This is a genomic window from Enterococcus sp. 7F3_DIV0205, assembly GCF_002141365.2.
GTDB lineage: Bacteria > Bacillota > Bacilli > Lactobacillales > Enterococcaceae > Enterococcus_L > Enterococcus_L palustris.
The window spans coordinates 908,778-925,127 of sequence record NZ_CP147244.1; the positions used below are offsets into that span (position 1 = coordinate 908,778).

At 35.9% G+C, this 16,350-nt stretch carries 16 protein-coding genes; 2 read left to right on the top strand and 14 right to left on the bottom strand.

All coding sequences use genetic code 11. The annotated features are described in order from the left end of the window. Positions 1-8: 8 nt before the first annotated feature. Genes A5821_RS04225 through A5821_RS04235 form a run of 3 tightly spaced genes read right to left on the bottom strand, consistent with a single transcriptional unit; the run spans position 9 to position 4,163 of the window. The gene (locus A5821_RS04225) at positions 9-1,679 is read right to left on the bottom strand and encodes a peptide ABC transporter substrate-binding protein (RefSeq protein ID WP_139844045.1); all 1,671 of its coding nucleotides are present in this window, start codon (positions 1,677-1,679) and stop codon (positions 9-11) included. 32 nt (positions 1,680-1,711) lie between these two features. Further along, positions 1,712-3,082 carry a transglutaminase-like domain-containing protein gene (locus tag A5821_RS04230; protein WP_086313368.1) on the bottom strand — a complete coding sequence of 457 codons (1,371 nt, stop codon included), beginning with the start codon at positions 3,080-3,082 and terminating at the stop codon, positions 1,712-1,714. 16 nt (positions 3,083-3,098) lie between these two features. After that, positions 3,099-4,163, bottom strand: a complete 1,065-nt coding sequence (locus A5821_RS04235) for a dipeptide epimerase (protein ID WP_086313370.1) — start codon at positions 4,161-4,163, stop codon at positions 3,099-3,101. Positions 4,164-4,466: 303 nt separating this feature from the next. On the opposite strand from A5821_RS04235, the gene A5821_RS04240 reads away from it, so the two are divergent. Continuing rightward, on the top strand, positions 4,467-5,033 hold the full coding sequence (locus A5821_RS04240; RefSeq protein WP_086313371.1) for a helix-turn-helix domain-containing protein: 567 nt from the start codon (positions 4,467-4,469) through the stop codon (positions 5,031-5,033). 185 nt (positions 5,034-5,218) lie between these two features. Continuing rightward, positions 5,219-5,560, top strand: a complete 342-nt coding sequence (locus A5821_RS04245; protein ID WP_069644547.1) for a metal-sulfur cluster assembly factor — start codon at positions 5,219-5,221, stop codon at positions 5,558-5,560. A gap of 286 nt (positions 5,561-5,846) precedes the next feature. On the opposite strand, the gene A5821_RS04250 is transcribed toward A5821_RS04245, so the two are convergent. From A5821_RS04250 to ppdK, 11 genes are all read right to left on the bottom strand, one after another. Continuing rightward, on the bottom strand, positions 5,847-6,104 hold the full coding sequence (locus tag A5821_RS04250) for a hypothetical protein (RefSeq protein WP_086313372.1): 258 nt from the start codon (positions 6,102-6,104) through the stop codon (positions 5,847-5,849). Beyond that, positions 6,098-6,439, bottom strand: a complete 342-nt coding sequence (locus A5821_RS04255; RefSeq protein WP_086313373.1) for a hypothetical protein — start codon at positions 6,437-6,439, stop codon at positions 6,098-6,100. Before A5821_RS04255 ends, A5821_RS04250 begins: the two co-directional genes overlap by 7 nt. Positions 6,440-6,455: 16 nt before the next feature. After that, positions 6,456-7,625 (bottom strand): hypothetical protein, encoded by a 1,170-nt coding sequence (locus tag A5821_RS04260; protein ID WP_086313374.1) that lies wholly within the window; start codon positions 7,623-7,625, stop codon positions 6,456-6,458. Continuing rightward, positions 7,622-8,092: a hypothetical protein gene (locus tag A5821_RS04265; protein ID WP_086313375.1), complete on the bottom strand. Its 471-nt coding sequence runs from the start codon at positions 8,090-8,092 to the stop codon at positions 7,622-7,624. Before A5821_RS04265 ends, A5821_RS04260 begins: the two co-directional genes overlap by 4 nt. A gap of 202 nt (positions 8,093-8,294) precedes the next feature. Further along, complete coding sequence (locus A5821_RS04270) at positions 8,295-8,738, bottom strand: hypothetical protein (RefSeq protein WP_086313376.1); 444 nt, start codon at positions 8,736-8,738, stop codon at positions 8,295-8,297. Between the two features lie 432 nt (positions 8,739-9,170). Next, positions 9,171-9,518: an EamA family transporter gene (locus A5821_RS04275; RefSeq protein ID WP_086313377.1), complete on the bottom strand. Its 348-nt coding sequence runs from the start codon at positions 9,516-9,518 to the stop codon at positions 9,171-9,173. Then, positions 9,515-9,883, bottom strand: coding sequence for an EamA family transporter (locus A5821_RS04280; RefSeq protein ID WP_086313378.1), 369 nt, complete (start codon positions 9,881-9,883; stop codon positions 9,515-9,517). Before A5821_RS04280 ends, A5821_RS04275 begins: the two co-directional genes overlap by 4 nt. A gap of 14 nt (positions 9,884-9,897) precedes the next feature. Further along, the gene (locus tag A5821_RS04285) at positions 9,898-10,866 is read right to left on the bottom strand and encodes an alpha/beta hydrolase (protein ID WP_086313379.1); all 969 of its coding nucleotides are present in this window, start codon (positions 10,864-10,866) and stop codon (positions 9,898-9,900) included. Between the two features lie 180 nt (positions 10,867-11,046). Continuing rightward, positions 11,047-12,348, bottom strand: a complete 1,302-nt coding sequence (gene lysA, locus A5821_RS04290; RefSeq protein ID WP_086313380.1) for a diaminopimelate decarboxylase — start codon at positions 12,346-12,348, stop codon at positions 11,047-11,049. Between the two features lie 91 nt (positions 12,349-12,439). Beyond that, positions 12,440-13,546 carry a serine hydrolase domain-containing protein gene (locus A5821_RS04295; RefSeq protein WP_086313381.1) on the bottom strand — a complete coding sequence of 369 codons (1,107 nt, stop codon included), beginning with the start codon at positions 13,544-13,546 and terminating at the stop codon, positions 12,440-12,442. A gap of 137 nt (positions 13,547-13,683) precedes the next feature. Further along, positions 13,684-16,299 (bottom strand): pyruvate, phosphate dikinase, encoded by a 2,616-nt coding sequence (ppdK, locus tag A5821_RS04300; RefSeq protein ID WP_086313382.1) that lies wholly within the window; start codon positions 16,297-16,299, stop codon positions 13,684-13,686. Positions 16,300-16,350 lie beyond the last annotated feature (51 nt).

Here is a 16,350-nt window from a genome sequence, read left to right on the forward strand (position 1 = left end):
TCGCTCATTTACTCTTTTATATAAGCGTTTTTATAAGTGCTAGTTGCACCAAAGTTATGGTATTCAATGCCTTTGACTCCTGGGCGAACCAACTGTCCTCTTGCTTGTTGGTACAGTGGAATCAGCGCTGCATCTTCTTCTACTAAAACTTTTTCAGCTGCAATCAATGCTTCCCAACGTTTTTCAGGTTCATTGGCATACTTGTTTGATGCATCATCGATCAACTGGTCATATTTTTCACTGCGGTAACTTGTTTTATTTTTTGAGCTTACTGAACTTTCTAAGAAAGTCATTGGGTCTTGATAATCTGGTCCCCACATGCTGACAGAAAGTTCATAATCGCCTTTTTTCATTAATTCAATTGAATTGTTCAAAGGAACTGTTTTGACATTGATTTTTAAACCAGGTAATGTTTTTTCCAATTGCCCTTGAATGAATTCAGCTACTTTCTTATCTCCATCACCATCTTTAGATAGTAATTCGATCGTTACGTCGCCATTCAATTCTTTTTTCGCTTTGTCCAAATACTCATTCGCTAGTTTTTCGTCTGTTTTGACTAGATCTCCAGCTTCTTTTCTGAAATCTTCTCCTGTTTCTGGATTGGCAACAAAGTCTTTAGGAATATAACCGTAAATATCTTTTGAACCATCTGACAAGATATTTTCTACTAAGCTTTTCTTATCAAGAGCATAAGCAACCGCTTTACGAACATTTTCATTTGCAAAGATCGATGGTTTGTCATTTCTTTTTTGATTCATTCTTAAAGAATATACTTTTGAACGTTGGATTGCTTCATAATCTGGATTGTCTTTGTTTTGTTTGGCAAAGTCGCCTGTTAAAATCGCAACGTCTAATTCACCAGATTCATAAAGATTGAATACAGTATTTGTTTCTTTTAATACTTCAAAATGGATTTTTTCCGATTTTACTTTATCAGCATCATAATAATTTGGATTTTGAACTAAATCCCATGACATTGAAGATTGATCCCAGTTTTCCATTAAGAATGGACCATTAGAGACAATGTTTTCACTAGACGTGCCATATTCTTTCCCTTTTTCTGTCACAAATTTTTCATTTTGCGGGAAGAAAGGTGAAAATGCTAATAACGACGTGAAATAGGTCACGGGTTTAGCCATTTTTATCTCAAGTGTATAGTCATCTAGAGCTTTAACACCTAGTTCATCTGCTGATTTTTCTTCATTGACGATCTCTGTCCCGTTTAAAACCGTGCCATCCATCAAGAAAAAGTAATTAGCTTGGTTTTTAGGATCTGCCATCTTTTTCCATGCAAAGACAAAATCATTTGCTGTGACCTTGTCTCCGTTTGACCATTTTGCATCTTCTCTCAACTTGATCGTATATGTCTTACCATCTTCTGAAATTTCCGGCATTTCTTTTGCAACAGCCGGAATGACATTATCTTTTTCATCTAGTTGATACAAGCCTTCAAAAACATTCGATTGGGCATTTACACTAGGTTCATCTTGTGTAAAAATTGTGTCCATAGACCCCACTTCTGAAGCTTCCATTAAATTCAAGACCCTTGATGATTTTTGATTAGTTGAGACTTTAGCATCTGTGCTGTCTGCTGATTTATCACTTGTATTTCCCCCGCAAGCTGAAAGCAGTAGCATCGTTGTGATCAATGTGATGCTTTGTTTTAACCCTTTTTTCATACGTTCCACCTTTTCCTTCTCTTTTTTATTTATTACACAAGTTCCTCCATTGTAACTAACTCTTGTTTCACATCTAAGTAAGCATAAGGAAGTCCTTGGTTTTCATACTCGAATTCTCCACGCTGATTGTCGATTGGATCTGCACGTAAAAATTGTTTTGGCGGATTGAAATCTGTTTGGATTTCACTATTTGCCGGCATCCTGAAAATATCGAGATTACCGAAGTAATAATTCCAACGATCTAAATCACCATTTCTACGGGCGCCCCCTCCAAATGACAAGTCAGCAAAAACCCATCCATAAGGTGATACATAAAATTGCGCCCAATCATGGCAGCCTGTGTAGTATTGCGACACATATAGCCCTGATTGCCATTTTGCCGGGATATTAGCCATTCGGCATAAAGTGATAAACAAAATTGCTTGAACGCCACAGTCCCCCTTTAAATTGACAGCAGCATACTCTGAGATGTTATCAATCGTAAAATATTCCCGCATAAATGAATAATTGACTTTAGTTGTAATAAAATCATAGATCTTTCGTGCTTTTTTAATTGGGTTCGTCTCGCCAGACAAAATTTCTTCAAGTAATTGTTCCAAATAAGGGGTAAAACGAATGTGCGGTAATTCTTCACTTAACTCAAATTCTGGTTGTAGTTCTGATACTTTTTCTGGATCTAGCTCTACATAATCAACTTGATTCGTATAGCTGTATTCCACTGAAAAGACTTGATCTTCTTCTAAAACCGTTTCAAAGTAAACCGTGCGTTGCGCTTGTGTTTCTGGCGCGATAAAAGTAGCTTCTGGTGTGGTTTTTATGATTTGAATGTCTGATACTTGTTTGCATTCTTTTGGTATTGGCAAGTATACTTTGACCGTTTCGCCTGGACGCTCGTATTCTTTTTTAACTTGAATACTAGTTCTCAGGTGAATCTTGACTTTTCTTCTCCCTTGTTCTTTCATTTTTTGAACATTTTGGGTTAGTTCTTGTTTTCTCAAAAGATCGATTTCATTGTCTTCTTTAACAAGCAGTCTTGCTTCATAATCTGCTTGTGTCTTGATCAAATTCATTAAGAAACGTCGTTGAAAATGAACCTTACCATCAATATACAGCCAGTCTACTTTTCCGGTTTCTTTTAGTGTTATTAATTCTTGCTCTTGATAGTCTTTAAACGTTTCTTTCATCATTTTATTTGCTTCGCTAAAATCAAACGGATACTCATTGATTCCGACGATTCGGATAATATCTTGTTCGATTTCTAATCGTTTTCTCAATGCGTGGGGCAGTTCGTTAGACAATAAATGTTCAATCAACTTACCTGCACCCTCAAAATCACCATAATTTTTTAATTTAATTACATCTTCCGGTAACGGCACACTCATATACTTTAAATCATAATACATTTGACACGCACCTCTCTTATTTACTTAAACCCAAACCAGCTTTACCTGATAACTGAATTTCACTAGTTGCCTCTAATCCAACACCGCCAGGAATTGCGACTTCATTCAAGCCAAAAGTCGCATCTAAGTCTGCTCTTGTGATATTTTTAGTTGCTGCGGCCAAATGCGCTGCAGCAGTCACACCGATATTCGTTTCTTCCACCATACAGCCAATCATACATTCAACACCCGCTGCTTCACAAATACTATTGATTTTCAGTGCCTCATGGATACCACCGCACTTCATTAACTTGATATTCACAAAGTCAACTGCCCGCGCTTTAATCAAACGAAGAGCATCCTTTGAATTAAAACAACTCTCATCTGACATGATTGGTGTCCCAACATTAGTTGTAACATATGTCAGTCCTTCAATATCATGATATGCAACTGGCTGTTCTACTAATTCAATGCCGTATTGCGCTAAATTGTTGATCGTATTCACAGCTTCTTTCGGATTCCAGCCTTGATTAGCATCTAAACGAATGTTTATTTCACTGCCAACGGCTTCTCTGATTGTTTTGATGCGGGCAATATCTGCAGCAAAACCTGTTCCGACTTTAACTTTTAGTGTATCAAAACCTTGTCCAACAGCTATTTTTGCTTTTTCAGCCATTATTTCAGATGTATCGATCCCAATCGTCATATCTGTCTTAACACACGAATCAAAACCACCTAAAAGTTTATACACTGGCAGATTTGCTTTTTTTCCAAACAAATCATAACAAGCAATATCAATCGCAGTCTTCGCAGAGGGTGCTAATGCCGCTGTTGCATTCATTATGCTGTGGATTTTCTCAATATCTAAAGGATCGACACCTATTAGCTGCTTTTCAAATAATTGAATGCACTCTGTTGTCCCTTTTAACGTTTCACCTGTAATTAAGATACCTGGTGATCCTTCGCCATATCCGTTAATTCCTTCGTCAGTTTCAATTTCGACGATTGCACTCATAGAATGCTCAATCGTTCCAAGAGAAATTGTGATCGGTTCCTTTAATCTTGCTGATTTAGGCGCCACATTTATTTTTGTTATCTTCAATTCATTTCCTCCAATGGTCATCTCTTTAATTCAACACTCATTTTCATACTACTTTCTAATCTTAATCAAAAAAATTAAATATGTCCAAAGGAAATAATAACTACTCTTTTTTTAATTTTGAATTAAATTTTAGTACAAATTTTGAATTATTGGTTACAATTTTAAGTTTACTCTATGTAAATGTCAATATATTTATGAGATTACGATGTGGTTTTTTTAATTAAAATTCTAGTGCTTGTAATTTTGTAACGAATCCGAGATAATATGAATGAAAAAAGGACTATATGCAAAGGACGGCTGTAGATGGAATTTAGAAAAATCAAGAATTTACGAAAAGAAAAAAAGATTACGTTAACTGAACTAGGTGAAAAAACTGGTTATTCCGCAAGTTTCTTATCACAAATCGAACGTGGTACTAATCGTCCCTCTCTTGAAGCGTTGAGAAAAATCGCAGATTCTTTAGGTGTCACTGTTGCTTATCTTTTAGCAAATGAGGCTCCGCAAGTAATACAGGATGAGGAAACGTCTGAACATGGCTATAAAGTGATTCGCAACTCTTCTGGTACGATCTATAATCCGTGGCAGACAAACTCTACTTATTATGATACGTTGTTCAATCTACCTGTACATACAAACAATATGGTCATCTCGAAAATTTATATCGATGCTCAGTCATCATCCAGTGGTAAAAAAATTGCTCATAATCTTTGTGAAATCAATTACGTTCTAAAAGGTGAAGCAACGGTTGAATTGAACGACGAGGTACTTATTCTGCAAGAAGGTGATGCAATTTTTTTAGAAGCATTCACTCAACATAATATTCTCAACGCTACAGAGAATGAATTGATGCTTTTTACTCTTCAATTTTAGCTTAGCCCTTGACGCCATTGAATCACTAAGCTTGCAAACTTCGCTTTATTGAAAAAGATTCTCATTTACAAAGCATTTAAAAAAAGGTATTATATGGAAAGAACGAACTGTAAAGGAGTGCCTTTATTTCGATATATTGATTCAATTTAGGCACAGCGAACGACTAAGAAAAAGGAGTAGATACAATGACTGAAACAAATCAAGAATGGTCTGCTGAAGAGATTGAAGATATCAAGGAACAGATTCTAACTGCTCTAGAAACCGTGATCGATCCTGAACTTGGGATTGATATTGTTAATTTAGGATTGATTTACGAAGTAGAATTTGCCCAAAATGGCGATACGGTCATCAAAATGACCTTAACAACCATGGGTTGTCCACTAGCTGATGTTCTTACTGAGCAAATTCATGAAGCCCTAAAAGAAATTCCAGAAGTAAAAAATCCAGAAGTAAAACTTGTCTGGTACCCAGCGTGGACAACTGATAAAATGTCTCGCTATGCTCGCATTGCTTTAGGGATTCGTTAAACCTGATATAACAACGCTTCTGTAGTAAAAATTAACAGTAGTTTTATAATGAAAACGTAAAGCCTTCTAATCTGTACCTCAGTAATCACAGTTAGAAGGCTTTTTTGTATGGCTGAAAAAAACCCTTTAGAGGAGCTTTTACCAAAGTTTAGTTTTTAGTAAAGCTAGAGGGCTTTCAGATTAAAATAATTCATGTTGTGAGCCTACACTTCTTCCCCCATATCCTTCTAGATTTGTACTTTTACTCAGGTGAATGCAAAACTAATTATAGTCATCATCTACCCCTTTAAAATGATTTCAGCTTATCACTTTGATTTTTCAGGGTTTCTTTTACTTGCTTTCCAAATTTACCTTTAATCGAGCTACCTAAATCTCCAGTAATACTTATCATTTCATCTTTGGTTGTAGTAAGAAATTCCTTTGCAGAGCTTTTCGCTTTTTCGCGGTTGGCATAACTTTTCTGATTTAGAGCGTTACAAACACGAATACGGATCATCATTTTTTGCGCATTCTTCTTTAAATCTTTTAATACTTTATCTAGCATTCAATTTCTCCTTCCTTTGTCTCGTTTTCCTGCTCAATTAACTGTTGTTGCTGTTTGTGGTAATTTATTTCAAGTTGTTCTAACGATTCCTCTATTTGCGTTTGATCTGCTTTGAATACTTGTACAATTTCTTCTTTCATTTCTTCCAATACGTATAAACTTTGATTTCTAGCAGTTCTATCCTCTTCAAGATTTCTCAAATAGTAATCTGTAGATTCTGCTATTTCTTCTAGCATCTGAATCCCTTTATCTCTTTGATGATATAACTCTTCTTCTTGCTCTTCATATTGCTTTCTATTCTTTCTATATTCTATTTCTAAGTGTTCTTGCTTCACGATGTTTCTCCCGTCTTTACAGCTGAAGTTGTTTAGCCAACTCTTGATCACTTGCAATTAATTGGTTAATACTTTCTTTAATTTCATCAATTAAATGATCATAGCTCTCATTCATTTGTTTTGCTTCAGCTATTTTCTCTTCATAATAGTTTGTGGGTTCATTTACAATACTTGCCTTGGGAGAACCACTTTCCACAGTTTCCATTACCTCAGAGGGGTTCAAATCCTCGCCAACGGATTCAGCTGTTTGTACACCGGTTTTCCAAAGTTCTTCTGCTTCTGAAATGGAGTCTTTCCAAACCTTGATTGTCCCTTGTAAACCAATATACATTGTTTGAGAGGCAGCTTCTAACACAATCAGTGCTTCCGAGTTATCTAAGAAAATCTCTTCATTTGAAGACAGTCCACCACCGCTTGCTCTTAATTTATTAGCCAAACCAGATAAAGCTAATAACAAGATTGCCGCATTATTTTTTATTTGATTGTTTCGCACAGTTACTTTTTCTCTTGTATCACCGTTAACAATTAGCCGCCCATCACCATCAAAATCCCAATCATAAATATTATGACTAGAACCTTTTACCCATACAATAGTGCCTAGATCTTTTACTGACTTTGAATTTCGGTCATTTAACATGGTGATCCAATCGCTTGCATGACGGTAATTAAGGAATAATCCAGGATTATCTCTGATAAATTTCCGTTCATCATCATTCAGTGACGTATATTGGAACCAACCGTTAAAGACTGTGGCAGGGATCTTTAGCTTTGCCCCTGCTTTTAGCATAAAAGCAGATTGAGAGTATCCTGTTAATTGTGATACTGTACAGTTTTTTGGTAGATTTTTTATGAAGTCTAATGCTGCATCATATTGGTGTGAACCTGATTCTGTGGTGCCACTTAAAGCGCCATGTAGATCTTTAAGATCACTGCTGTCTGTTGCTGCTGCGACGACTGTTACTTGGTTGTAGTCAGGTTTTCCGTTTATGATTGGAGCAACCGCCATACCTTGGAAGCCTGTATCATTGTCATCTGTAACATCTACTATCCAGACTTTTGTTCCATTTCTCATTTCAAGAATTTTATTTTTCTTTGGTCTAGTAAGTTCAAAATTCACAATTTTATCTTCATCTACATTATAGACATACTGGTTCAACCATGCTAAGTCCTCTTCTGTCAAAGTCATTTACGTTCCTCCCAATTATAAATGATTTCCGTATTTGAACTTCCTTCTTTGGACTTCCTTATTCCAGCTTTTCTCAGTGTTTTTGCCATTTCTTCTTGGCTCATATCATTTTCCCACTCTGGAGAAACCTCAAAACGTATATCTGTATATTTTTTAATATATTTCTCACCACCTGCGCTATATGAAAATAACCCATCTCCATCCTCACCCATAGGATAATCATTTACTGTCATAGAAGTAAGTATTGACAACGGCCCTTTTGACACACTCCAACCATGCCACTCAATTTTCTTAATCCCAACATAGTTCTCTATAATATACTTTGAAGCTTCTACTTGTACATTCTTTATTGCCATATTTCTTTCTTCCCTAATTTTCTCTTGCTCATCCATATACAATTTCCCTCCAATCCCTAAAATTACCACTATAACTACTAAACTAATTGCTTTGATTTTCATTTTTGACAAGTTTATCTCCACCTAACCATAAGTAAATTATACATAACCAAAGAGCATGTGTAAACGTCACGAAATAATGTTAGAGTAACAAAAAAATCTATAAAAAAAGAAGTGTTCTAACCACCAGAACACTTCTTTTTCTATAAACCAGAACACGAAACAACATCCTATTTCCATACTAGACTTCCAAATAGATACCCGCAAAAATTTTTTATTGGCCCTTTTCATCTGCTTTCGATGGTACCATTTGCCATTTACCATCTGCTTGAATTTCCAAAATATAATTGTCCGAATCTTTAGGAACTTGAACAACTACTTTTCCAGAATAATTGCCTACTTTATCTACTAAAGTTGCGACAACAATGCCATTGCTATCTAACATTTTCACAATAAAATTCCCTTGTCCATCATGACTGAGTGTAAAAATCACTGGTCCTTTTTTAAAAGCCAAATTCGTCAAAACCTCGTCACCTGTACCTGTTTTTGCTGCGAGTATACCACTCGTTTTATCATCACCAAGGCTTTCATTACTGTAGCTATTTCCAGTATTCACGCCATAATTATCATCTCTAGCAGTCTGTGGACTATTACATTCTATCTTGCAACCAGATAATGCAAATAAGCAGAAAAACACTGCACCTATCAATTTTTTCATCTTTCTCCTCCTTACATCCGCACAATTACGCATCCTGATAAAAGTAACACCATTACTATGAAAACAAATAAAAGGCTAGTTTTTCTATTCATCTTGATCCCTCCTTTAGACGGTTTATTGTCTTATTTAAGTATATAAGATCGCAATTAGGTCAACCTTTTAAATGTCTCCCGATTTTTTCTGCATACAAAAAAGTATTATCACAGATGCTCTTTATAAGAACGTCCACAATAATACTTATCCTTGCTGTCTATTTATTTTTTGCTTGCTTTCAACACTGCATTTAACATAATAATTCCTGTTACGATTGTTGTTACTGCTTGTAACAACTTGATTTTATCGATTCCCTTTGACTTAACGGTCATAGTAATCCCTCCTGTTGTTTATAGATTTATTTTACAACTAGAATGCTCTCATTACCAACATCAGGTTTTATTGACTAATAATAAAAACACCAATAATAATCAAAATCACAGCTAAAACTTTTCGAACACTTAGCTTTTCTTTAAAAATAAAATAACTAATAATAACTGTCCAAACATAGGTTAACGACGTCATTGGGAAAGCGATCGAATAATCTAAAAATTTTAATAAAACAATATTAGTTACTGCACTTAAAATATATAAAAACGAACCCAGATAAATCCAACCACTTCGCAATACTCGTTTGAGACTCAATTGTGGTAAGTCATTCATTCCTTTTTTCAACGCTAAAGCACCTGCACTGCCAGAAAAAGTAGTAATGACAAGAATCGTCAAAATTGCTGCATAATCCATCATATGGTTTCCTCGTTTCCTTCAATCCCTAGAAGAATCGAACCAGCAATAATGAATCCTGTTCCTAATAATTTATACCAAGTAATACTTTCATTTAAGAATAGTGCACCTAATACGATCGACAAGGCAAATCCCAAACTCATCATTGGTTGTAAAATCGATACTTCTCCATAACGAAAAGCTGCCATCATAAAAAACATTCCTGCTCCTGCAGCTAAAAAACCGACTGCATAAAGTACAATTGCGTAACTCCCTGTTCCATCAGCGCCAAATTTCCATGCCAATTGACCTAAACTACTCAACGCAGCTGCAATTAAAATCAGTATAACGCCTAAGCTTAACTTTTGTTGTTTATTTTTAGCATCCATATGGTTTCTCCTTTCTAACAATAACGATGGATAAACTCAAACACAGTATCAAAATAATGCTCTGGTTCATAAATAAAAGAAGAGAGATGAGGTGCCTTTTCAACAATCAAGCTTTCTTTGACACCATTGGTAGCTTCCATATTGTCATAAAGCATTTGATGCGGTACAAATTTATCACCCGTTCCGTGAATAAATAAAGTTGGTAAATCATTTTTAGCCAACTGAGCAACAGAAGAAGCTTCTTTAAGTGAGTATCCAACCTTTTTTTTAGCCATTATATTGGCAATAGTCAATATAGGAAAAGCTGGTAACTTAAACGCCGAACGTAACATAGCTCCAAATTCATCATAGACAGATGAATACCCACAATCAACAACCAAACCTTTGATAGATACTGGTAGTTCCTCGCCACTTGTCATCATCACAGTTGCAGCACCCATTGAACCGCCAAATAGAATGATTTCAGCATGTGGTTCGATCTTAACCACTTCTTGAATCCATTTCAATAAATCTAAACGGTCCAACCATCCCATTCCTATCACATTTCCTGTACTTTTACCATGCGCTCTTAAATCAGGAATCAATATATTATAGTGCTGATTAGAAAATTGAGAAGCAACATAGGCCATGTCACGCTGACCGTAAGAACGATAACCATGGACACAAATCACCCATTTCTTACTTTCAGGGTGCGGAACGATCAAACGGCTATAGAGCTTTTCTCCGTCTGTCTCTAGCCAATGATCCTGAGCAAATTTTGTCTGCCAAAATATATCGCCTTGTTGATTTTGTTGCTCTTCAGTAAGGTCATATTGCGACTGTCCCTTATTAAAATTATCAGGATTCATCATTTTATGACCCATTTTGTCATACCAATTATTATCTCTAAAAAGCGCTACATTCAAGAAGAAGTTTGCTGCATAAACTGACACTGCCACAACCAAAATAAATAAAATAACCAAAATCAACACAATCCACTTCAAACACGACACCTCTATTCTAAGTTTTATTCTCTTAACTAAGTATACTCTTATTTAAGAAAAAAAGTACCGATGTACTCAAACAAGTGTGAGTAAAAAAAGTTAGTGGAATATAACTCTTCGAGTCATATTCCACTAACTTAGAATCTGGATAAACATTTCTGAGCTATCCCCTAATTACTATTACTCACAATCTAATGAAACCAAGTCCTCATAAGTCTCACGACGTATGACTAACTTATCTTGCCCATCTTCCACAAAAACAACTGCTGGTTTTAAATTGCGATTATAGTTATTAGCCATTGAATACCCATATGCACCAGTGCTTGTCATAGCAAATAAATCTTCTGCTTCCATTGGCGGCAACGCGATTTCCTTGATCAAAATATCGCCTGATTCACAATATTTACCGACAATTCTCATATTCTCAGCTGCATCGTTACTGATTCTATTTGCCAAAAAGCCATCATAAACTGCATCATATAATGCTGGTCGAATATTATCACCCATACCACCATCTACTGAAACATAATGACGAACATCAGGGATTATTTTTTGAGCACCAACTGTATAAATCGTTGTTCCTGCTTCAGCAATAATACTACGCCCTGGTTCGATCCAAATTTCTGGGAACGTATAATCAAGCAATTCACATTGACCTTTTACTGCATTTACAATAGCTTTAACAAATGCTTCTGGCTCTAAAGGATCATCTGTTTCAGTATAGCGCACACCAAAACCGCCTCCCATATTTAAGATGTCTACAGTATAATCAAACGTTTTTTTCCATTCATTTAAAATCAGCAACATTTTTTCAACTGCCGCTAAAAAACCTTCTGCAGAAAATATTTGCGAGCCAATATGGCAATGTACGCCTTTTAACACTAAATAGTCATCAGCCATGATTTTTTCTAGCGCTTGTGTTGCTTGTCCACTATTTACATCAAAACCAAATTTTGAGTCTACTTGCCCAGTTAGAATATACTCATGCGTTTCAGCATCTACCCCAGGCGTAATACGAAACATAACGTTTTGGCTCTTCTTTTTTTCTTTTAAAATAGCACTTAACAATTCGATCTCATAAAAATTATCAATTATGATCGTGCCAACCCCTTGCTCCACTGCATAAGCAAGTTCTTCTTTGGTCTTATTATTTCCATGAAACTCAATATTTGCAGGAGACATACCGCCTTTGATCGCTGTATAAATCTCTCCAGCCGAAACAACATCACAACCTAGCTCTTCTTCTTCTAGCAGTTTATACATTGCTAAACAGCAGAATGCTTTGCTTGCATAGATAACCTTATTTTTTACTCCTAAAGAGTCGAATGTTTGTTTGAAGCCTCTAGCACGTTGACGAATATGTGCAACATCATAAACGAATAATGGTGTTCCATATTTCTCAGCTAAACGAACCGTATCGCAACCGCCGATTGTTAAATGTTCATTTTCATTAAATTCCGCCGTTCCAAATAAGAGTGGCATCTCTTCACCTTCTTCAATTGATTTATTAAAAATAATAGCACAAAAATGAAAAACTTCCTATCTATTTTTCATTATTTTCACAACAAATGACTTACATTTCTAGTAACTGATCATATAACTCTTCACTTAACGCTCTCATCCCATCATCTGCTGGTTGGTTTGCAAAAAGAATCACTACGTTTTTATTGTCTTGATCGCCATAAATCACAGTATCATAACCACCCAAATTCCCTTCAGAATATTTTAAATCACCAAAATAGACTATGCCTGCCTGGTATCCTTCTTCCTTGGTACCAGCAAGTCGCTCATATTCAGTTTGCTCAAAGAGTTGACCATTGGCTAAGCTTTGAATAAACGACCAAAAATCTTCCGTTGACATATACATATTTCCTGCACCTAACAAGCTAGAGAATAATTTTTCACTTGCTGGAAAAGGATCTGCTTGATAATCTTCCCCCATGTAATAATAAGGACGGGGAATTATGACATCTTTTGGTACGTCATCCCAAAAATAAGTATGCGTCAATGAGAGTTTATCAATTACCCTTTTTCTGACAACTTCTTCATAAGGCTGACCTGTAAGCTTGGAAATAATTCCTGCTAATAAAGTATAGTTAACATTCGTATAATTAAACTCTTTATTGCTCGTGACAGACATAACAGTTAAAGCATTCTCTATCTGACTGTCTTGATCTTTTAATAATAGTTCTGGTTCTTCTTCCGCCATGAAAATACCTGAATTATGATCAAGCAGTTGCTGGATCGTGATTGCTTGGCTTAGATCAATATCTGGGTAAAATGTATCTAATGTCGTGCTTAACTTTACCTTACCTTCTTTTACTAATTCTAAAACAATTGAGCCAGTAATTATTTTTTGTAAAGAAGCAATTGGGAAAGGACCGTCTATTTTATTTGGTCGTTTTTCTTGTGCATCTGCATAACCATAGCTTTGTTGATAGAAAATTTGATCTTGGTTCACTAACAATACCGACCCTTGAAAATGAGTCTCATTTATTATCTTATCAATATTCTTTTGTCGATCCGCCTTAGAGAAATTATCCTCTTGATTACTTGCCTGTTTCTGTGATGATTCTCCTCCGAAAAGACTGTTTTCTTCATCAAAAAACCAATTACCTACTAGAATTAAAAGCAAAAAGAATGTGCCAATCAAAATAGACAACTTCCATCGCTTATTCATCTCACTCACTTCTTTCTCAATAGACTTCCTATAAATTATACCATTTACTGAAAAATAATCAGACTACTAAGAAAAAAATAATACAAGAGGCTGAGACATGACTCTATAAGTCACATCACAATCTCTTGTATTTCATTCTACTGTTCTTGTGCAATCGTCAATATAGCGGATGGGATTCGATATGGGGAACACGAAATATAATCTACACCAATCTTTTTTAGGAATCGAATGGACTGCGGATCTCCACCTACTTCTCCACAAACACCAATTTTAATCGTAGGATCAACGCTTCTGATTTTATCTACCGCAATTTTCATCAAAGCACCGACTCCTTCTTCATCGATATGCTGAAACGGATCTTCTTTTAGTAATTGCTTCTCTTGATAGGCACCTATAAATTTCACTGAATCATCTCGAGAAAACCCATAAGTCAGTTGAGTTAAATCATTTGTACCAAAACTAAAAAAGTCAGCAACTGTTGCAATTTTTTCTGCTGTTAAACAAGCTCTAGGAATCTCTAACATCGTCCCTATTTTGTATGAGATCGTTTGCTTTTTTTCGTCAAATATTTTTTGAATAGCTTGAACCAATCGTTCTCGTAGCCAATGCATCTCTTCTTGGCTGCCAATCAAAGGGATCATAATTTCTGGAACGATCCTTAGATCCTTTGCTTTTTGAGCGACTTCTATCGCACTCTCAATTATAGCCGCTACTTGCATTTCATAAATTTCTGGTGTTGTAACTGCCAATCGACATCCTCGATGGCCGAGCATTGGATTTTGTTCATGGAGTTCTTCTATTCGATGCTTGATCTCAGCAACTGTTCTCTGTGTTGCATTGGCCAAATGAATAATTTCTTCTTCGGTTTGCGGCAAAAATTCATGTAACGGTGGATCTAATAGACGAATCGTACACTCTTTTCCTTTTAACAAGGTAAACATTGTTCGAAAATCATCTTTTTGGAACTCTTTTAACAAACTTAAAGGGGCTATCAGAGATTCTTCATTTTCTGCAAGAATCATCTTGCGCATTTCAAATATCCGTTCTTCCCCAAAAAACATATGCTCAGTTCTTGCCAAACCAATTCCTTGAGCGCCTAATTTCAATGCTGTTTTAATGTCTTTAGGTGTTTCAGCATTGGCTTTGACACCAATACTCGCTTCCTCTTTTGCCCAGTCTGTAATGGTTTCTAATAATTGCCATTCATCTCCCTCAACGTAAGGTATACTGCCTAGATAAATAGTTCCTGTAGTTCCATCTACTGAGATGATATCACCCTGATGCAATGTAATATCGCCTGCCGTTGCCTGTTCTAAAAATTCATCTACATAAATATCTTCACAGCCCGCAACACAACAAACCCCCATACCACGGGCTACCACTGCAGCATGAGAAGTCATACCACCTCTAGAGGTTACGATAGCTTCACTAACTACCATGCCTTCAATATCTTCTGGGGATGTCTCTTGACGGATCAAAATAACTTTCTCTCCTAGTTCACTAGCTTTTTTGGCTTGTTCAGCTGTAAAATAGATTTTCCCACTAGCAGCTCCAGGACTTGCTGGGAGTCCCTTAGCAAAAAGCTCAGCATGGTTTAGTTGATCCGGTTCAAAAACAGGGTGAAGTAACTGAGTCACAATAGTTGGATTGATTCGCTGAATCGCTTCTTTCTTAGAAATAATTCCTTCTTCAACTAATTGAATACAAACTTTAAACGCAGATTTGGCTGTTCGTTTACCATTTCTCGTCTGCAGAAGATATAATTTGCGATTTTCAATCGTAAATTCAATATCTTGCATATCTTTATAATGACTCTCCAACAGATGACTTAAGCGTAAGAACTCTTGGTAAACTTCCGGCATCAAAACATTCAGTTCACTGATTGGCTGCGGTGTTCGTATCCCAGCTACTACATCTTCCCCTTGAGCGTTTAAAAGAAATTCTCCAAAAATCCCTTTATCACCCGTTGCTGGATTTCTAGTAAAGGCAACACCTGTCCCACTATCAGCCCCAAAATTTCCAAAAACCATCTCTTGAATGTTAACGGCAGTTCCTAATGTATCTGAGATATCATGGAGACGACGATACGTAATTGCTCTACGATTATTCCAAGAACGAAAGACGGCTTCCACTGCCAAAGTCAATTGTTCGTAGGGATCTTGAGGAAAAGCTTGATGGGTCACTTCTAAAAAGATATCTTTATAAACCGCTACCAATTCTTGCCAATCTTCGGCTTGCATTTCTGTATCTAATAAATATTTATTTTTTGATTTGTAAAAATCTAGTTGTTCTTCAAATCGATTTTTATCAATACCGCAAACGACATCGCCAAACATCTGTAATAATCTTCTATAACAATCATAAGCAAAACGATCATCTCCACTTTTTTCTGCTAAGCCGAGAACTGTTTCATCGTTTAGGCCTAAATTTAAAATGGTATCCATCATTCCAGGCATTGAAAATTTTGATCCACTTCTAACCGAAACCAATAAAGGATCCAAAGGGTCCCCAAATATCTTCTTTGTTCTTTTTTCCATACTAAGGACGTGTTCTCGGATTTCTTCATTAAGCTTAGTTGAAACATTTTCTTTCTTTTCAAGATAGTCCAAACAAGCCGTTGTTGTAATCGTAAAACCTGTCGGAACTGGGAGCTTCAATTTTGTCATTTCAGCTAAGTTAGCACCTTTTCCTCCTAATAAATCGCCTTGTTCTTTACTTCCTTCTAAAAAATCAATTACATATGTCACAAGCATAATCTCCTTTTTCTTAATTAGTGTATCACATTTATCTAAAATTGATTATAT